The sequence below is a fragment of the Micromonospora sp. RTP1Z1 genome (assembly GCF_033804685.1).
Taxonomy (GTDB): domain Bacteria; phylum Actinomycetota; class Actinomycetes; order Mycobacteriales; family Micromonosporaceae; genus Micromonospora.
Map to the genome: position 1 here is coordinate 53,678 of NZ_JAPFQV010000004.1, position 18,423 is coordinate 72,100.

Below are 18,423 nucleotides of genomic sequence, written 5' to 3' on the forward strand. Positions count from 1 at the left end.
ACGACTCCCGACGGTGACATGACCGACCGGAACGCGACCGCACAGGCTGTCCGTCCGGTTCACCCGATCGGGTTACCCGCATTCCCGATCCGCACACTCGCGCGGGCGGCGGCCCCACTGCCCCGGGCCGGACGGACTGGCCGGGCGACGTCGCCCGGGAGGTCCGTGCCGCGCCTTCCGCTCCGCCGACGTACGGGGAGAACACCGACTGTAGCGCCGTCCGACGACCTCCGGCGACGCCCGTTTTCGCAGCTCGGAAGCGTAAACGGCGGCCCCCGCCGACGCCGGGGCGCCGGCGGAGGCCGCCGTCGACGAAGGTCAGAACCGGTCGCTCGGCCGGTACGTGCCCCACACCCCACGCAGGATGCCGCAGACCTCACCCACCGTGGCCCGGGCCCGCAGCGCCTCCTTCATCGGGTAGAGCACGTTCGCGGAGCCCTCGGCGGCATCGCGCAACTCCGCGAGAGCCCGCTCGACCTCGCCGTTGTCCCGCTCGGCGCGGAGCTTCGCCAGCCGCTCCCCCTGGGCCGCCTCGATCGTCGGGTCCACCCGCAGCGGCTCGTACGGCTCCTCCTCGTCGAGGGTGAACCGGTTGAGGCCGACCACCACCCGCTCGCCGGAGTCGATCTCCTGCGCGATCCGGTACGCCGACTGCTCGATCTCCCGCTTCTGGAAGCCCGCCTCGATCGCGTCCACGGCCGAGCCGTGGTCGGCCACCCGCTCCATCAGTTCGGTCGCCGCCGCCTCCAGCTCTGCGGTCATCGCCTCCACCACGTACGACCCGGCGAACGGGTCCACGGTGGCGGTCAGGTCCGTCTCGTACGCCAGCACCTGCTGGGTACGCAGCGCCAGCCGGGCCGCCTTCTCAGTGGGCAGCGCGATCGCCTCGTCGAAGCTGTTGGTGTGCAGCGACTGGGTGCCGCCGAGCACCGCGCCGAGCCCCTGGATCGCCACCCGGACCAGGTTGACCTCCGGCTGCTGGGCGGTGAGCTGCACGCCCGCGGTCTGGGTGTGGAACCGCAGCATCATCGACTTCGGGTCCTTCGCCCCGAATTCGTCGCGCATCAGCCGGGCCCAGATCTGCCGGGCCGCACGGAACTTGGCGACCTCCTCGATCAGGGTGGTCCGGGCGACGAAGAAGAACGACAGCCGGGGCGCGAAGTCGTCCACGGCCAGCCCGGCCGCCAGCGCGGCGCGGACGTAGTCCACCCCGTTGGCCAGCGTGAACGCGATCTCCTGCGCGGGCGTCGCGCCGGCCTCCGCCATGTGGTAGCCGGAGATGGAGATGGTGTTCCACTTGGGCACCTCCTTGCGGCAGTACGCGAAGGTGTCGGCGACCAGGCGCAGCGAGGGCTTCGGCGGGAAGATGTACGTCCCCCGGGCGATGTACTCCTTGAGGATGTCGTTCTGGATGGTGCCGTTGAGCACGCCCCCGGCGACCCCGTTCTCCTCCGCGACGAGCTGGTAGAGCAGGAGCAGCACCGAGCCGGGCGCGTTGATGGTCATCGAGGTGGAGACCTTGTCCAGCGGGATGGCGTCGAAGAGCAGCCGCATGTCCTCGATGGAGTCGATGGCGACGCCGACCTTGCCCACCTCGCCGTGCGCGATCGGGTCGTCGGAGTCGTACCCCATCTGGGTGGGCAGGTCGAAGGCGACGGAGAGGCCCATGGTGCCGGCCCGCAACAACTGGTGGTAACGCGCGTTGGACTCGGTGGCGGTGCCGAAGCCGGCGTACTGCCGCATGGTCCACGGGCGGGAGGTGTACATGGTCGGGTAGACCCCGCGGGTGTACGGGTACTCGCCCGGGGCGCCCAGCCGGTCCGCCAGCTCCCCGGGGAGGTCGGCCGCCGTGTAGACGCCCTTGATGGGGAAACCGGACTCGCTTGACCGCCGTTCGCTCATTACCGGATGGTAGGACGGGATCGGACGTCGGTGGGTGAGGGATACCGCACACCCGGCCGACGGAGGTCGACGAGAGGTGAACACCTGGCCCACATACCGTCGAGTAGGTAAACGTCCGCCGCGTCGGGTTTCGCATCGGCCGTCGGAACCCGCAAGATAGGGGGGTTGTGTCCCAGCCCCCCTCGATATCCCCCGGTGGCTTTTCTGTGACTCAGATCCCGACGTGGAGCGGCGGACCAGTCAGTCCTCCCAACGGACGCGCGGCACCCGGCACCACCATCGGTGGTCGCTACTCGCTGGTGTCCCCGGTAGGCAACGGCGGCATGGGCACGGTCTGGCGCGCCACAGACACGCTGCTGCGCCGCGACGTTGCCGTCAAGGAGGTCGTCCTCCCGCCGGGGCTGGCCCCGAGCGACCGCGACGCGATGTACGAACGGACCCTGCGCGAGGCCCGGGCCGCCGCCGCGATCCAGCACCCCGCCGTGGTCCAGGTGTACGACGTGGTCACCGAGGGTGGCCGGCCGTGGATCGTGATGGAGCTGCTGGACGCCCGCAGCCTCGCGGACATGGTGATCGAGGACGGGCCGGTGGCGCCCCGCGCGGTCGCCAAGATCGGCATCGCCCTGCTCGGCGCGCTGGAGGTCGCGCACGCGATGAGCGTGCTGCACCGGGACGTCAAACCGGCCAACGTGCTGATCTGTTCCGACGGTCGGTGCGTGCTGACTGACTTCGGGGTCGCCCGGGTGCCCACCGACGTGCAGCTCACCACGCCCGGCATGGTGCTCGGGTCGCCGCACTTCATCTCGCCGGAACGGGCTCTGGGCCAGGATTTCGGGCCGCCGAGCGACCTCTTCTCGCTGGGCGTCACGCTCTACACCGCGGTGGAGGGGCGTCCGCCGTTCGACAAGGGTGACCCCATCGAGACCATGCACGCCGTGGTCGAGGACCCGCCGGCCACCCCGCAGCGCAGCGGCCCGCTGACCCGGTTGCTGATGGGGCTGCTGGAGAAGGACCCGGCCCGCCGGTTGGACGTGCACACCGCCCGGGCCATGCTGCGGGAGCTGCTCGCCGGCCCGCTGACCAGCACCGCCACCGCGGTCAACTCGGTCACCGACCCGTACGCCGTGGTGCCGGTACAACGGCCGTCCGCGCCGCCCCCGGCCGCGCCGGAGCCGAAGCCGAGCGGCCAGATCGGTGGCCGGGCCATGATCGGGCCCAGTGAGTCGCTGACCGACCGGCTCGCCGCGCTGCGCCGGGGTAGGCGCCCCGGGCCGGCGGCCGCCGCGGGTGCCGCCGCGCTCGACGAGACCAGCGCGGACGCGCTGGCCGGTCCGCTGCACACCCCGACCGGGGCGATGCCCCCGCCGGGACGCGCGGGCACGCCGTACGGCACGCCCGAGGCGACCCAGCGGATCTACCCGGACGCCACCCAGCCGGTGTACGGCCGCGCCCCCGAGGCCACCCAGGCGGTGTACGGCGGCGGCCAGTGGTCGGTGCCGGGCACCGGGCAGTCGTGGACCGCGCCGGCCACCGCCCCCGGCGGGTCGGGCTCCGGTGGCGCGCTGGGCGCGGTGAAGGGCGCCGGCGGCAAGGTGGCCGGCACCGTCAAGGGCTGGCCGCGCACGGTGCAGCTCGCCGTGGCCGGCGGCCTGGCGGTGCTGCTGCTGATCGGCGCGGTCGTCCTGTTCGGCGACGACAAGGAGCCGAACCGGCAGATCGTGACGTCGCTGCCGACCGCGACGGCGCCGGCCGGGCCGGGCGTGGAGATGCAGCAGCACTCGGCCAAGGGCGTCACTGTCCAGGTGCCGAAGGGCTGGGACCGGAAGACCGGCGGGGTCTTCGTCGACTACATCGACCCGCAGGAGAGCGGGCGCAAGGTGCGGATCCTCGCCGAGCAGTGGAACGGCACCCCGGTCACCTGGGCGGAGTTCGCCTCCCGGAACCTGCGGGAGAAGAGCAAGTCCTGCGCCAAGCCCTACGAGGAGCTCTCGATGTCGGAGGCGAAGCTCGCCGGCGAGCCGGCGGCCGAGTTCGAGTACACCTGCGGCGACGGCGCGACCAAGCGACACGGGGTGTGGCGCGGTGTGGTGAAGGAAGGCAAGATCTACTCGTTCTACCTGACCGCGAACGAGGCCAACTTCGCGGAGAGCAAGCCGATCTTCGACGCGATGGCGAGTTCCTTCCAGCTCACCGGAGCCAACTGAGTCGAGGCCAACGGCCAGTGGTGATCCGCCGCCGTGCTATCAAGAGGCAATGGCGGCGGAAACCACTGACCTTGACGAACTTCGCGAGCGGGCCCGGCGGTGGCTCGACGACGACCCCGACCCGATCAGCCGGGACGAGCTGCGCGCGATCCTCGACGGGTTGCCGGCCAGCGCGCCGGAGCTGGCCGACCGGTTCGCCGGGCCGCTGACCTTCGGCACCGCCGGGCTGCGCGGCCCGCTGCGCGCCGGCCCGAACGGGATGAACCTCGCGGTGGTCACCCAGGCCGCCGCCGGGCTGGTCGGCTGGCTCGCCGACCAGTGCGGGACCGGTCCGCTGGTGATCGGGTACGACGCCCGGTACGGTTCCCGGGCCTTCGCCGAGCGCACCGCGCAGGTGGCCACGGGGGCGGGGCGTCCCGCGCTGCTGCTGCCCCGACCGCTACCGACGCCGGTGCTCGCGTACGTGGTGCGGCACCTCGACGCGGTGGCCGGGGTGATGGTCACCGCCAGTCACAACCCGCCGCAGGACAACGGCTACAAGGTCTACCTGGGCGCACAGCTCGGCGGGGAACTCGGCGCGGGCGCGCAGATCGTGCCGCCGGCCGACGCCGGCATCGAGGCGGCGATCCGGGCGGTCGGCCCGCTGGCGCGGGTGCCGCTCGGCCCGCCCGGCGAGGTGCTCGGCGACGAGTTGGTCGCGTCGTACGTGGAGCGGGCCGCCGCGGTGATCGACCCGGACGGCTCCCGGGACCTGAAGGTGGCGTACACGCCGCTGCACGGGGTGGGCGGGGCGGTGCTGACCGCCGCCTTCGCCCGGGCTGGCTTCCCGGTGCCGGGCGTTGTGCCCGACCAGGCCGAGCCGGATCCGGCCTTCCCGACGGTTAGCTTCCCCAACCCGGAGGAGCCGGGCGCGGTGGACCGGCTGATCGCGCTGGCCGACTCGACCGGCGCGGACATCGCCATCGCCAACGACCCGGACGCGGACCGCTGCGCGGTGGTCTTCTGCGGCGGGGTGGGTTCGGCGAGCGCGAAAAGTGAGCTTGCGAGACTCGCAGTCGGGAGCGAAGGCCGGCGCAGCTGGCGGATGCTGCGGGGGGACGAGGTGGGGGTGCTGCTCGCCGACCACCTGATGCGCCGGGGCGTGACCGGCCTGTACGCCACCACCATCGTCTCCTCGTCGCTGCTGGGGGCGATGTGCGCGGCCCGCGGCCTGCCGTACGGCGAGACGCTGACCGGCTTCAAGTGGATCGTCCGGGCCGGTGGCGGGACCACGCCGCTGGTGTTCGGGTACGAGGAGGCGCTCGGCTACTGCGTGGCGCCGGAGCACGTCCGGGACAAGGACGGCATCACCGCCGCGCTGACCGTCGCCGAGCTGGCCGCCGGCCTGAAGGCGCAGGGCCGTACCCTCGGCGACCGGCTCGACGAGCTGGCCGCCGAGTTCGGCGTGCACCACACCGACCAGCTCTCGGTGCGGGTCGAGGACCTGCGAATGATCGACCGGATGATGTCCCGGATCCGGGCGAACGCCCCGACGACCCTGCTCGGCCACCAGGTCACCGAGTCGACGGACCTGCTCCCGGAGGCGGACGTGGTGATCCTGCGGAGCGACGCGGCCCGGGTGGTGATCCGTCCCTCCGGCACCGAACCGAAGCTCAAGGCGTACCTGGAGGTGGTGGCGCCGGTCACGGACGGTGATGTTCCCACGGCCCGGCTGCGCGCGGTTGCCGCGATCTCAGCGCTCCGCGCCGAGATCGCCAGCGTCCTGGGCCTCTGACCGCCACCCGTCCCCTCGGTCGAGGCGAGGGGCGCGGGGTCAGTCGCGTTTGCCGAGGGCGGCGTCGACGGCCTGGCCCAGGGCGGCGACGACCAGGCCGACCGACGGGCGGACCACGGAGTCGTCCAGGCTGACGTTGCCGGAAAAGCCGGCGCCGCCGGCGATCTCCTCCAGTCGGCGGCGGGCGTCCCTGGCGTCGTCGCCGGTCAGCCCCAGCGCCGGCTCCATCCGCAGCACCGCGACCAGGGTGGCCAACGCGGCCGTCCGCTCGTCCGGCGGCTGGCCGTTGGTCAGCGCCTCCGCCAGCCGACGGCGGATGTCCGCCTCCACCGAGGTGTCGGTCACCGGGTAGCGGTGCACGTGGATGAAGCCCAGCTCGGTCTCGTCGACGTCCCGGACCACCCCCTGGCCGCACAGGTCGCCGAGGATCCGGTCACGCAGGCCGTGCCGCAGCCGCTGCACCCAGGAGGAGGGCGTGTGCGGGGTGTCGGCGGCGATCCGGGCGAGCACCTCGTCGGCGACCGGCTCGCCGGTCGGCGCCGGGTCGGTCACCGCCAGGTTTCCCTCGGCGTACGCGATCCGGCCGGCCAGGGCCAGCTCGATCAGCACTGCGGCGGCCATCCCGAGGTCCAGGCTGATCCGCGGCATGGTCGCCTTGCCAGTTTCGTCGTCATAGGCGAGGAGCAGCAGCTCTTCGGCGAGCGCAACACCAGTCATGGCCCGAGACGGTAGCTGTAGTTCGCATCCCCCCGCGCGGCAACTCGCCCGGCCGACCCGTTCGGCCCGCCGGGTGACCGGCGGGCCGTCCGGTCCGTCAGAAGCGGGGCATGCCGCCGAACTGGCGGTCCCCGGCGTCGCCGAGGCCCGGGACGATGAACATCTGGTCGTTGAGGCCCTCGTCGATCGAGGCGGTCACCAGGCGCAGCGGCAGCCCGGACCGCTCCAGCCGCTCGATGGCCATGGGGGCAGCCAGCACGCAGAGCACGGTGATGTCGGTGCAGCCCCGGTCGGCGAGCAGCCGGCAGCAGTGCTCCAGCGAGCCGCCGGTGGCCACCATCGGCTCGAGCACCAGCACCGGCAGGCCACTGAGGTCGCGGGGCAGCGACTCCATGTAGGCGCGCGGCTGGTACGTCACCTCGTCACGGGCCAGGCCGACGAAGCCCATGGACGACTCGGGCAGCAGGCCGAGCGCGGCATCGGCCATGCCGAGACCGGCCCGCAGCACCGGCACGAGCAGCGGCGGGTTGGCCAGCCGGGTGCCCTCGGTGGCAGTGACCGGGGTCTGAATCGGGTACTTCTCGACGGGGAAGGAGCGCGCCGCCTCGTACACCAGCATGGTGGTGAGTTCGTGCAGTGCGGCCCGGAACGACGCCGAGTCGGTCCGGGCATCCCGCATGGCGGTCAGCCGCGACTGGGCGAGCGGGTGGTCAATGACGTGTACGTCCACGATCGCTCAACCTACCGGCCGGGGCGCGGCCGCACTGCGGGTGCGGGGCGACCAGCGACGCCGCTCACGTGTGGCGCCGCCGACAGGCTCCCTGTGACCATGATCACTCGGTGCGCGGATGCGTAGTATTCGAGGCATGACGGCGACAGCGACGTCGGCCCGGTCGGACCTCTCCGAGCTGGGACGATCCGAGACCGCTCTGCGGACCTTCCTGCACGGCCTACCCGGCGTGGACCAGGTCGGCGCGGAGCAGCGGGCGGCACAGCTCGGCACCCGCTCCATCAAGACCACCGCCAAGGCCCAGGCGATCGACCTGGCCATCCGGATGATCGACCTGACCACCCTCGAAGGCGCGGACACCCCCGGCAAGGTGCGGGCCCTCGCGGCCAAGGCGCTGCGCCCCGACCCGGCCGACCCGTCCTGCCCGCACGTCGGCGCGGTCTGCGTCTACCCGGCGATGGTCCCGCACGTGGCCGAGGTGCTCCGCGGCTCCGGCGTGCACCTGGCCAGCGTGGCCACCGCCTTCCCGTCGGGCCAGGCGCCGCTGGAGGTCAAGCTCGCCGACACCCGGGCGGCCGTCGCGGCCGGCGCCGACGAGATCGACATGGTGATCAACCGGGGCGCGTTCCTCGCCGGGCGCTACCAGGAGGTCTACGACGAGATCGTGGCCACCAAGTCCGCCTGCGGGGACGCCCACCTCAAGGTGATCCTGGAGACCGGCGAGCTGGCCACCTACGACAACGTGCGGCGGGCCTCCTGGCTGGCCATGCTGGCGGGCGGCGACTTCATCAAGACCTCCACCGGCAAGGTCCCGGTCGCGGCCACCCTGCCGGTGACGCTGGTGATGCTGGAGGCGGTCCGCGACTTCCGCGCCGCCACCGGGCGGCAGGTCGGCGTGAAGCCGGCCGGCGGCATCAAGAACACCAAGGACGCGATCAAGTACCTGGTCATGGTCAACGAGACCGTCGGCGCCGACTGGCTCGACCCGGACTGGTTCCGGTTCGGCGCGTCCAGCCTGCTGAACGACCTGCTCATGCAGCGCACCAAGCTGACGACCGGCGTCTACTCCGGTCCCGACTACTTCACCCTGGACTGAGAGCGATGTTCGAATACGCACCCGCCCCCGAGTCCCGCTCGGTGGTGGACCTGAAAGCCTCCTACGGGCTGTTCATCGACGGGAAGTTCGTCGACCCGACCGACGGCGGCAGCTTCAAGTCGATCAACCCGGCCTCCGAGGAGGTCCTCGCCGAGGTCGCCGAGGCCGGCCCGCAGGACGTGGACCGCGCGGTCCGCGCCGCCCGGGCGGCGTACGAGCAGGTCTGGGGTCCGATGCCGGGCCGGGACCGGGCCAAGTACCTGTTCCGGATCGCCCGGATCCTCCAGGAGCGCTCCCGCGAGCTGGCCGTGCTGGAGTCGCTGGACAACGGCAAGCCGATCAGGGAGTCCCGCGACGTCGACGTGCCGCTGGTCGCCGCGTACTTCTTCTACTACGCCGGCTGGGCCGACAAGCTCGGCCACGCCGGCTTCGGGCCGGACCCGAAGCCGGTCGGCGTGGCCGCGCAGGTCATCCCGTGGAACTTCCCGCTGCTGATGCTGGCCTGGAAGATCGCCCCGGCGCTGGCCGCCGGCAACACGGTGGTGCTGAAGCCCGCCGAGACCACCCCGCTGACCGCGCTGCTCTTCGCCGAGATCTGCCAGCAGGCCGATCTGCCGGCCGGCGTGGTCAACATCGTCACCGGCGCCGGCGACACGGGCCGGACGCTGGTCGAGCACCCGGGCGTGGACAAGGTCGCCTTCACCGGCTCCACCGACGTCGGCCGGGCCATCGCCCGGTCGGTCGCCGGCACCCGCAAGAAGCTCACCCTGGAGCTGGGCGGCAAGGCCGCCAACATCGTCTTCGACGACGCCCCGATCGACCAGGCGGTCGAGGGGATCGTCAACGGCATCTTCTTCAACCAGGGGCACGTCTGCTGCGCCGGCTCCCGACTGCTGGTCCAGGAGAACGTCGCCGACCGGGTGCTGGAGTCGCTGAAGCGCCGGATGGCCCAGCTGCGGGTCGGCGACCCGCTGGACAAGAACACCGACATCGGCGCGATCAACTCGGCCGCCCAGCTGGCGCGGATCCGCGAGCTGTCGGACGCCGGCTCCGCCGAGGGCGCCGAGCGCTGGTCGCCGCCGTGCGAGCTGCCCGACCGCGGTTTCTGGTTCGCGCCGACGATCTTCACCGGGGTCACCCAGGCGCATCGGATCGCCCGGGAGGAGATCTTCGGCCCGGTGCTGTCGGTGCTCACCTTCCGCACCCCGGCCGAGGCCGTCGAGAAGGCCAACAACACGCCGTACGGGCTGTCGGCCGGCATCTGGACCGACAAGGGTTCCCGGATCCTCTGGATGGCCGACCGGCTGCGCGCCGGCGTGGTCTGGGCCAACACGTTCAACAAGTTCGACCCCACCTCGCCGTTCGGCGGGTACAAGGAGTCGGGCTACGGTCGCGAGGGCGGCCGGCACGGGCTGGAGGGCTACCTCAATGTCTGAGCGGGTCGCGGTACGCAAGACGTACAAGCTCTTCATCGGCGGGAAGTTCCCACGCAGCGAGTCGGGACGGTCGTATCTCGTGCAGGACGCGAATGTGTCGTTGGCCTCCCGCAAGGACGCCCGGGACGCGGTGGTCGCCGCCCGCGCCGCCGTGAAGGGGTGGGCCGGGGCGACCGCGTACAACCGGGGTCAGATCCTCTACCGGGTCGCCGAGATGCTGGAGGGCCGGCGGGAGCAGTTCGTCGCCCTCGGCGTGCCGGGCGACGAGGTGGACGCGGCGATCGACCGCTGGGTCTGGTACGCCGGCTGGGCCGACAAGCTCGCCCAGGTGTACGGCGGGGCCAACCCGGTCGCCGGGCCGTACTTCAACCTGTCGGCGCCCGAGCCGACCGGCGTGGTCGCCGTGGTGGCCCCGGAGCAGCCGGCGTTGCTCGGCCTGGTCAGCGTGGTCGCCCCGGCGATCGTCACCGGTAACACGGTGGTGGCGGCGGCCTCGCCGGCGCAGCCGCTCGCGGCGGTGACCCTGGCCGAGGTGCTGGCCACCTCCGACCTGCCCGGCGGCGTGGTCAACATCCTGACCGGCCGGCTGGCGGAGACCGTCCCGACACTGGCCGCGCACATGGACGTGAACGCGATCGACCTGACCGGGATGGCCGACGCCGAGCTGGCGGCCGACCTGGAGGTCAAGGCGGCGCAGAACCTGAAGCGGGTGCTCCGGCCGGCGCCGGTCGACCACGACTGGTCCGCGGACCCGGGCCTGACCCGGATGACCAGGCTCCTGGAGACGAAGACGGTCTGGCACCCGAAGGGGGTGTGAGTCTGTTCCCGGCCTGGGGTCCGCGCGGGGTCGAGCTCAGGGGTGCGTGCTGCCATGGGAGGGCTCTACTACGGGGGGTAGGATTGCGGGCGTGAGGCGGCTTGGGGATCTGGAACGTGCGGTGATGGACGTGCTGTGGGACGTGGTCCCGGGCACGTCGGACGGGGTCACCGTGCGGGAGGTCGCGGACGCGCTGGACGGCCGCGAGCTGGCCTACACGACGGTGATGACGGTCCTGGACCGGCTCGCCGGCAAGGACATGGTGCAGCGCGAGCGGGAAGGGCGGGCCTGGCGCTACCGCGCCGCCGCCAGCCGCGAGGCGCACATCGCCCAGCTCATGCTCGACGCGCTGGATCTCGGCGGCAGCCGGGACGCCGCGCTGGTGCGCTTCGCCCGCTCGGTCACCGGCACCGAGGCCGACGTGCTCCGGGCCGCGCTGGGCGCCGAGGCCGGGCTGACCGGGCCCGCCGACCGCGAGGCCGGGCTGACCGACCGGGTCGCCGACTCTCGCGCCGGCCGGGCGCGGCGCGTCGACGAGGCGACGGACCGGTAGGGCGGCGGCCGTGGCGTTCGCCCTGCACTTCGCCGCGTCGATGCTGGCCTGCTATCTCACCGCGCAGGCCCTCTCCCACTCGACCTGGACGTGGGCCGCTCCCCGGGTCGCCATCGTCTGCTGGCAGGCGGTCGGACTGGCGCTCGGGCTCTCCGCGATGGGCGTGCCGATGGCGCTCGGTCTGGTCCCGTACGACCGGCCGACCGGCGGCGCGCTGCTGGCGCTCGCCACCGATCTCATCCACGGCACCCTCCCGACCGGGCTGGGCGCCGTGCACCTCGGGCTGGTGGGAGTCGGCTTCGGCATCGGCGCGGTGCTGGTCACCACGACCGTCCGCAGCGTCCACGCCACCGTTCGCGCCCAGCGCCGGCACCGGGACCTGCTCACCCTGGTCGCCCGCCGCGACCCCACCGTGCCCGGCGCGCTGGTGCTCGACCACCCAAGCGCGGCGGCGTACTGCCTGCCCGGGGTGCGGCCGCGGGTGGTGGTCAGCGCCGGGACATTGAGCCTGCTCGACCGCGCCGAGCTGGCGGCGGTGCTCACCCACGAGCGGGCACACGCGCAGGAGCGGCACGACCTTGTGCTGCTGCCGTTCACCGCGCTCTGCCGGGCGTTGCCCTGGTTCCGGTGGGTCCGCGACGCACACGAGCGGGTGGCCCTGCTGGTCGAGATGCGCGCCGACGACAAGGCCCGCGAGCTGCACGCCGAGGCCCCACTGGCCGGCGCGCTGCGTCGCTTCGCCGCCTGCGGTGACCGGATCACCCCGGCCGGGGCGCTCGGCATGGGCGACCGCGACCTGGACGTCCGGGTGCAGAGGCTGCTGGTCGCGGAGCGGCCGCCGCGACTGATCGGGGCCGCCGCGCTGGCGGTGGCGGCCACCCTGGTCGCCCTGCCGATCTCGATGTTCCTGAGCTGAGCCGTTCCCCGAGCTCATCTGGGTTTCTCACCCGTCCGCGATCGGCGGCGGCACCCTCGACGGCAAACTACTACGTTGTGTCGTAGCATCCTTTACGACACAACGTAGTAGTCATGCGTAGATAATCTACGTGTAGGCTCGCTACGACAAGCGAGCCAACCCGCTGGAGGGCAGCCATGGACACCCTGCTCCTCGCCCGTCTGCAATTCGCCACCACCACCTCGATCCACTTCCTCTTCGTGGTGGTCACCCTCGGCCTGGTCACCCTGCTGGTCGGCCTCCAGACCGCCGGATTCCTCACGGGCAAGCCGATCTACGAGCGGCTGACGCGCTTCTGGGGCCAGCTGTACGTGATCAACTACGTGCTCGGCATCGCCACCGGCATCGTGATGGAGTTCCAGTTCGGGCTGAACTGGAGCGGCCTGTCGCGCTACGTCGGCAACGTCTTCGGCGCCCCGCTGGCCATCGAGACGCTGGTGGCGTTCTTCCTGGAGTCCACGTTCCTCGGCATGTGGATCTTCGGCTGGCACCGGCTTCGCCGCGGCGTACACCTCGCGCTGCTCTGGGGCGTCGCCCTGACCGCGTACGCCTCGGCGTTCTGGATCATGGTGGCGAACTCCTGGCTCCAGCACCCGGTCGGGTACGAGGTGCGGGACGGCATCGCCCACCTCACCGACTTTGGCGCGCTGCTCACCAACCCCACCCTCCGCTTCGCCTTCGGCCACGTGCTCTCGGCCGGGCTGGTCGCCGGCGGCACGCTGATGGCCGCGGTGAGCGCCTGGCACCTGCTCCGGCGCACGCCGGACTTCGTCCTGTTCCGGAAGTCGCTGCGGCTCGGCCTGGTCACGGTCGCCCTCGCGGTGCCCGTCCTCCTGGGCTTCGGCTTCGCCCAGTTCGGGCCGATCGGCCAACTGCAGCCCACCAAGTTCGCGGGCGGCCCCGACCGGGACGCGCTGGTCGCCGAGTGGACGGCGAAGTTCGGCCCCGGCAACTACGACCCGCCGGCCCTCTCCGACGCCGCGCTGGGCTTCATGATCCTCATCGGCTTCCTCCTGGCCTGCGTGTGGCTGCTGCTGCCGCTGCTCTGGCGCGACTGGCTCATCCGGCTTCGGTTCCCGCTCTGGCTGGTGCTGCTCGCCCTGCCGCTGCCCTTCGTCGCGGTGCTCCTCGGCTGGATCGCCCGCGAGGTCGGCCGCCAGCCCTGGGTGGCGTACGGGCTGCTGCCGACCGGGCAGGCGGTCTCCCCGGTCGGCGCCGGAGCCATGCTCACCTCGCTGATCGGCTTCAGCCTGCTGCTCGGCGCCCTCGCCGTCAGCAACTGGGTGCTGCTCGCCCGGCACGCCGCCCGCGGCGCGGCCGACCCCGCCCTCGGTCGCCCGCCCGCGCCCGACCCCGACATCCGTCCCGAACCCGCGTTCGCCTGAGGGAGCCCGCCGTGGAACTCGCCTGGTACGCCCTGCTCGGCCTCTTCTTCGCCACCTACCTCGTGCTCGGCGGCTACGACTACGGCGTCGGGCTGCTGCTGGCCCGGCGCGCCACCCCGGCCGCCCGGCGGGCGACGCTCACCGCGGTCGGGCCCTTCTTCCTCGGCAACGAGGTCTGGCTGGTAGCCACCGTCGGCATCCTCTTCGGCGCCTTCCCCACCCTGGAGGGCGAGCTGCTCTCCGGGCTCTACCCGGCCGTGGCCGGCGCGCTGGCCGGGGTGGTCCTGGTGACCGCCGGGGTGCAGCTGCGCAGCCGACCGTCCGGCGAGCGGGCCCGGGCCGGCTGGGACCGGGTGGTCGTCGGCGGCAGCGCGCTCGCCGCGCTGGGCTGGGGCGCCCTGCTCGGCGGGCTCTTCCAGGGCGTACCGCTGCGGGCCGACGGCCACGTCACCGGAATGACCCACCTCTTCACCCCGTTCGTCGCCGCCGCCGCGCTGGCCATGCTGTCGCTGGTCGCGGTGCAGGGAGCGACGTTCCTCACGCTCCGGCTGCCGGCCGTCGAGGTCGCCCCGGTCGCCCGGCTGGCCCGCCGGCTGGTCCCGGTGGCGCTCACCACGGTCGGCGCGGCCACCGTCCTCGGCCTGCTCTCCGACCGGGTACGCGCCGCGGTGGCCCAGCCGGCGGCGGCCGTACTGCTGCCATTGGTGCTGCTGGCGGCGCTGCTGGCGGCACGAGCGGCGCTCGTCCGGCGGCGGCCCGGGTTGGCCTTCACCGCCACCAGCGCGGCCCTGGCGCTGCCGGTGGTGCTGGTCGGGGCGGCGCTCTGGCCCTGGGCGCTGGTCTCCACGGTCGAGCCGGGAGCCGGGCTGACCGTGGCCGACGCCGCGGCGAGCGGGCCGACCCTGCGACTGCTGGGCTGGCTCGCGCTGCCGCTCCTGCCGGCCCTACTAGGCTTCCAGGCAATGTGTTGGTGGGTGTTCCGGGGACGGACCGACGGCAGGGCACCGGTGTACTGGTGAACCGCCGCCCGTTCGACCCGCGTCTGCTGCGTCGGGTCCCCGCGGCCCGGCGCGATCTCGGCGTGCTCGCGGTCCTCGGCGGGCTCACCGCGCTGCTGGTGGTCGCGCAGGCCACCGCGCTGGCCACGCTGCTGGCGACCGCGGTCGACGGGCGGCTGCACCGGCCGGCGCTGGCCGGCCTCGTGGCGGCGGTCGCCGCCCGGGCGTTGGTCAGCTGGGCCCAGGGCACGGTGGCGGCCCAGGCGGCGGCGACGGTGAAGGCGGCGCTCCGCGCGGACCTGCTCCGCGCCGTCGGCCGGCACGGCCCGGGCTGGGTGGCCGGGCAGCGGGCCGGGCAGCTGGCCACCCTCGCCGGGCGCGGGCTCGACGCGCTGGACGCCTACTTCACCGGCTACCTCCCGCAGCTCGTGCTCAGCGTCACCGTGCCGCTCACCGTGCTGGCCCGGATCGCGCTCGCCGACTGGAGCTCGGCGCTGATCATCGCGCTGACCCTCCCGCTCATCCCGGTCTTCGGCGCGCTGCTCGGCTGGCAGGCGCAGGCCGCCACCGAGCGGCAGTGGCGGCGGCTGTCCCGGCTCGGCGGGCACTTCCTCGACATGGTAGCCGGGCTGCCGACGCTGCGCGCCTTCGGCCGGGCGCGGGCGCAGGTCGACGTGGTCCGCCGAATGGCCGACGGCCACCGGCAGGCCACCATGCGGACGCTGCGGATCGCCTTCCTCTCCGCGCTCGTGCTGGAGCTGGTCGCCACCCTCGCGGTGGCGCTGGTCGCCGTGCCGGTGGGCATCCGGCTGCTCGGCGGCGGCATCACCCTCTCCACCGCGCTGCTGGTGCTGCTGCTCACCCCCGAGGCGTACCTGCCGCTGCGGGCCGCCGGCAGCCGGTTCCACGCCAGCATGGAGGGGCTCACCGCGCTGGACGAGGCGCTGACCGTCTCGGCCGCCCCGGCCGCCACCGCGCCGACCGCCGCGCCGCTTCCGGCACCCGACGGCCGGGGCGAGATCCGCTTCGAGTCGGTGACCGTCGAGTACGAGCGGACCACCGCGCTGCGCGACGTCACGCTGACCATCCGACCCGGCGAGCGGATCGCGGTCATCGGCCCGAGCGGCGCCGGCAAGAGCACCCTGCTCGGCCTGCTGCTCGGCTTCGTCACGCCGACCGCCGGCCGGGTCACCGTGGCCGGGATGGACCTTGCCGACGTCGACCCCGACGCCTGGCGCCGCCAGGTGGCCTGGGTGCCGCAGCGGGCGCACCTCTTCGCCGCCTCGCTGGCCGACAACATCCGCCTCGGCGCGCCGGACACCACCGACGCGGCGCTGGCCACAGCGGTCACCGACGCCGCGCTGGCCGAGGTGGTCGCCGCCCTGCCCGACGGTCTGGCGACCGTGCTCGGCGAGCGCGGGTACGGCCTCTCCAGCGGCCAGCGGCAGCGGGTGGCACTCGCCCGGGCGTTCCTCCGGGACGCCCCGGTGGTGCTCCTCGACGAGCCGACCGCCCGGCTGGACACCGCCAGCGAGGCGGTGGTGCTGGCCGCCACCCAGCGGCTGGTCACCGGGCGGACGGCGCTGCTGGTCGCGCACCGCCCCGCACTGCTGCAGGACGCCGACCGGATCCTCCGCGTCGAGGACGGCCGGGTCACCGAGCTGACCCCCACGCCGGTCGGGAAGGCGACCTGATGACCACCGGACCGACCATTCCCGACCGCCCCGACCAGGCCGGACGGGCCGTGCCAGGTGGCGTCTCGGCCGACGGGACCACCCCGGCCGCGCGCGACCCGGGGACGCCCACGCCGGCGGAGGCGGGCCCGCCGGAGCTGGCGTCCGGTGCCGTACCCACCTGGCCGGCCCCCGACGAGGTCGTCCCCACCGGGCCGGCCCCCGCCGACGTCCCCACCGGGGTGGTGGCCGCCGAGGCCGCACCCGCCGGAGTCCCACCGGCCGACGCGGCCGGCGCGCGGCACCTGCCTGCCGGGGCCGCAGGCGCCCGGGCGGAGCGGACCGTGCTGCGGTTGGCGCGGCCGTACCTGGGCCGGCTCGTCGGGGCGGGGCTGCTCGCCGCCGCCACCGAGTTCGCCGGGCTGGCCCTGATGGCCACCGCCACCTGGTTGCTGATGAGCGCCGCCGGCCGGCCCCCGCTGGACCGGCTGACCGTGGCCATCGTCGCGGTCCGGGCGCTGGCCATCAGCCGGGGCGTGTTCCGCTACACCGAACGGCTCGCCGGGCACGACGCCGTGCTCCGCATGATCACCGACGTCCGGGCCCGGGTGTTCGGCACCCTCGCCGCCCGCCGGGACACCGCCTCGCAGCGCTCCGGTGACGCGCTCAGCCGACTGGTGTCCGACGTGGAGGCCGTGCAGGACCTGCTCCTGCGGGTGCTCGTGCCGGGAGCGGCCGCCGCGCTGGTGAGTGTGCTCGCCGTCGGCGGGGCGGCGCTGATCTCGCTCCCCGCGGCCGGGGTGCTGGCCGCCGGGCTGCTGGTCGCCGGGGTGGCGCTGCCCGCGCTGGCCACCGTGCTCACCCGGCGGGCCGCCGACGAGGTGGCCCCGCTGCGCGGGGCGCTCGCCGTGGACGCGGTCGACCTCACCCACGGCGCCGCCGACCTGGCCGCCTTCGGCGCCACCGACGCGGCACTCACGGCGGCCGACCGGCGCGCCCGACGCCTCGCCCAACTGGAACGCCGGCTCGCCGCGACCGGCTTCGCGGTCGACGCGACCGGGGTGCTGGTCGGTGGGCTCACCGCCGCCGCCGTGGTGTTCGTCGCGCTCCGCGCCGGCGTCGGCGGGGTGCTGGTCGGCGTCCTGGCCGTCGGCACCCTCGCCGCCGTGGAGATCGCGCTGGCCCTGGTCGGCGCGGCGCGCCAGCGCACCCAGCTCCGCGCCGGCCTGGACCGGGTCGCCGCGTTGCTCACCGGGCCCGTCCCGGTGACCGGCGCGGCCCCGCCGACGGGGACGGGCATCGGGACCGCCGCGAGCACGGCCGGGACGCCTGTCCCGACCAGGGCCGGCACGGGGACCGGAGCCGGCGCGGCGGGCCACGACGTGCGGTTCGACCAGGTGACCGTCCGGTACCGGGCGGGAATGGCGCCCGCCCTGGACCGGGTCACCCTCCACCTGCCGGCTGGTCGTCGGGTCGCCGTGGTCGGGCCGAGCGGCGCCGGCAAGAGCACCGTCGCGGCGGTACTCACCGGCGCGATACGCCCCGACGCCGGCCGGGTCACCCTCGACGGGGTCGACGTGTCCGCGTACCCGGCCGAGGAGTTGCCTCGGGCGATCGGCGGGCTGCTCGCCGAGGCGTACGTCTTCCACGCCTCGGTACGGGAGAACCTGCTGCTCGGTCGCCCCCGCGCGGACGAGGCGGAGCTGGCCGCCGCGACCCGGGCCGCCGGCCTGCTCGACTGGGTACGCGCCCAGCCGGCGGGCTGGGTCACCGTGGTCGGCGAGGAGGGCGGGCAGCTCTCCGGCGGGCAGCGTCAGCGGCTCGCGCTGGCCCGGGCACTGCTCGCCGCGCCCGCCGTCCTGCTGCTGGACGAGCCCACCGAGGGTCTCGACCCGGCCGCCGCCGACGCGGTGCTCGCCTCGGCGCTGGCCGCCACGCCGGCCGGGCACTCCGTGCTGCTGATCAGCCACCGGCTCAGCGGCCTGGCGGAGCTGGACGAGATCGTGGTGCTCGACGCCGGTCGGGTGGTCCAGCGCGGCCGGCACGCCGAGCTGGTGGCCCGGCCCGGCTGGTACCGGGAGCAGTGGCTCCTCCAGGAGGCCGCGGAGCGCGGCTACCTGGCCCTGACCCCCTGAGCGGTCTCCGGGAAATCCCCGGACGCGCCGGGCCATGCCGGGTGGCAG

At 74.0% G+C, this 18,423-nt stretch carries 13 protein-coding genes and 2 pseudogenes; 12 read left to right on the forward strand and 3 right to left on the reverse strand.

Annotated features, from left to right (window positions below; all coding sequences use genetic code 11):
* Nucleotides 1-318 precede the first annotated feature (318 nt).
* Entirely contained in the window at nt 319-1,902 is a 1,584-nt protein-coding gene (locus SLP03_RS03435; protein ID WP_319459020.1) for a methylmalonyl-CoA mutase, read from the reverse strand.
* A 206-nt stretch (nt 1,903-2,108) separates the two neighbouring features.
* On the opposite strand from SLP03_RS03435, the gene SLP03_RS03440 reads away from it, so the two are divergent.
* From SLP03_RS03440 to SLP03_RS31500, 3 genes and pseudogenes are all read left to right on the forward strand, one after another.
* Nucleotides 2,109-4,106 carry a serine/threonine-protein kinase gene (locus SLP03_RS03440; protein ID WP_319459021.1) on the forward strand — a complete coding sequence of 666 codons (1,998 nt, stop codon included), beginning with the start codon at nt 2,109-2,111 and terminating at the stop codon, nt 4,104-4,106.
* A gap of 49 nt (nt 4,107-4,155) precedes the next feature.
* Nucleotides 4,156-5,109 (forward strand): annotated as a pseudogene (locus tag SLP03_RS31495) (phospho-sugar mutase); the annotation flags it as partial.
* A 75-nt stretch (nt 5,110-5,184) separates the two neighbouring features.
* Nucleotides 5,185-5,880, forward strand: a pseudogene (locus SLP03_RS31500) (phospho-sugar mutase); the annotation flags it as partial.
* A 39-nt stretch (nt 5,881-5,919) separates the two neighbouring features.
* Here the strand turns inward: SLP03_RS31500 and SLP03_RS03450 are convergent.
* Together SLP03_RS03450 and upp are read right to left on the reverse strand one after the other, a co-directional pair.
* Nucleotides 5,920-6,597: a GOLPH3/VPS74 family protein gene (locus SLP03_RS03450; RefSeq protein WP_319459023.1), complete on the reverse strand. Its 678-nt coding sequence runs from the start codon at nt 6,595-6,597 to the stop codon at nt 5,920-5,922.
* A 97-nt stretch (nt 6,598-6,694) separates the two neighbouring features.
* Nucleotides 6,695-7,327 carry a uracil phosphoribosyltransferase gene (gene upp / locus SLP03_RS03455; protein ID WP_319459024.1) on the reverse strand — a complete coding sequence of 211 codons (633 nt, stop codon included), beginning with the start codon at nt 7,325-7,327 and terminating at the stop codon, nt 6,695-6,697.
* A gap of 136 nt (nt 7,328-7,463) precedes the next feature.
* On the opposite strand from upp, the gene deoC reads away from it, so the two are divergent.
* The 9 genes from deoC to cydC all read left to right on the forward strand — a co-directional run bounded on the left by deoC (nt 7,464) and on the right by cydC (nt 18,375).
* Complete coding sequence (gene deoC, locus SLP03_RS03460; protein ID WP_319459025.1) at nt 7,464-8,423, forward strand: deoxyribose-phosphate aldolase; 960 nt, start codon at nt 7,464-7,466, stop codon at nt 8,421-8,423.
* 5 nt (nt 8,424-8,428) lie between these two features.
* Nucleotides 8,429-9,859, forward strand: a complete 1,431-nt coding sequence (locus tag SLP03_RS03465; protein WP_319459026.1) for an aldehyde dehydrogenase family protein — start codon at nt 8,429-8,431, stop codon at nt 9,857-9,859.
* Nucleotides 9,852-10,676, forward strand: a complete 825-nt coding sequence (locus SLP03_RS03470; RefSeq protein ID WP_319459027.1) for an aldehyde dehydrogenase family protein — start codon at nt 9,852-9,854, stop codon at nt 10,674-10,676. The genes SLP03_RS03465 and SLP03_RS03470 overlap by 8 nt, the downstream gene beginning before the upstream one ends.
* A gap of 91 nt (nt 10,677-10,767) precedes the next feature.
* Complete coding sequence (locus SLP03_RS03475) at nt 10,768-11,229, forward strand: BlaI/MecI/CopY family transcriptional regulator (RefSeq protein WP_319459028.1); 462 nt, start codon at nt 10,768-10,770, stop codon at nt 11,227-11,229.
* Nucleotides 11,230-11,239: 10 nt separating this feature from the next.
* Complete coding sequence (locus tag SLP03_RS03480; RefSeq protein WP_319459029.1) at nt 11,240-12,145, forward strand: M56 family metallopeptidase; 906 nt, start codon at nt 11,240-11,242, stop codon at nt 12,143-12,145.
* 176 nt (nt 12,146-12,321) lie between these two features.
* Nucleotides 12,322-13,569, forward strand: coding sequence for a cytochrome ubiquinol oxidase subunit I (locus tag SLP03_RS03485; protein ID WP_319459030.1), 1,248 nt, complete (start codon nt 12,322-12,324; stop codon nt 13,567-13,569).
* An 11-nt stretch (nt 13,570-13,580) separates the two neighbouring features.
* Nucleotides 13,581-14,588, forward strand: coding sequence for a cytochrome d ubiquinol oxidase subunit II (cydB, locus tag SLP03_RS03490; protein ID WP_319459031.1), 1,008 nt, complete (start codon nt 13,581-13,583; stop codon nt 14,586-14,588).
* Entirely contained in the window at nt 14,585-16,261 is a 1,677-nt protein-coding gene (gene cydD / locus SLP03_RS03495; RefSeq protein WP_319459032.1) for a thiol reductant ABC exporter subunit CydD, read from the forward strand. The genes cydB and cydD overlap by 4 nt, the downstream gene beginning before the upstream one ends.
* Nucleotides 16,261-18,375 (forward strand): thiol reductant ABC exporter subunit CydC, encoded by a 2,115-nt coding sequence (gene cydC / locus SLP03_RS03500; RefSeq protein ID WP_319459033.1) that lies wholly within the window; start codon nt 16,261-16,263, stop codon nt 18,373-18,375. Before cydD ends, cydC begins: the two co-directional genes overlap by 1 nt.
* Nucleotides 18,376-18,423: the final 48 nt, after the last annotated feature.

Bases quoted from the DNA above. Each gene is read 5' to 3' on its own strand.
- SLP03_RS03435 (WP_319459020.1), bottom strand. From the start codon at position 1,902: ATGAGCGAACGGCGGTCAAGCGAGTCCGGTTTCCCCATCAAGGGCGTC.
- SLP03_RS03450 (WP_319459023.1), bottom strand. From the start codon at position 6,597: ATGACTGGTGTTGCGCTCGCCGAAGAGCTGCTGCTCCTCGCCTATGAC.
- deoC (WP_319459025.1), top strand. From the start codon at position 7,464: ATGACGGCGACAGCGACGTCGGCCCGGTCGGACCTCTCCGAGCTGGGA.
- SLP03_RS03465 (WP_319459026.1), top strand. From the start codon at position 8,429: ATGTTCGAATACGCACCCGCCCCCGAGTCCCGCTCGGTGGTGGACCTG.
- SLP03_RS03470 (WP_319459027.1), top strand. From the start codon at position 9,852: ATGTCTGAGCGGGTCGCGGTACGCAAGACGTACAAGCTCTTCATCGGC.
- SLP03_RS03485 (WP_319459030.1), top strand. From the start codon at position 12,322: ATGGACACCCTGCTCCTCGCCCGTCTGCAATTCGCCACCACCACCTCG.
- cydC (WP_319459033.1), top strand. From the start codon at position 16,261: ATGACCACCGGACCGACCATTCCCGACCGCCCCGACCAGGCCGGACGG.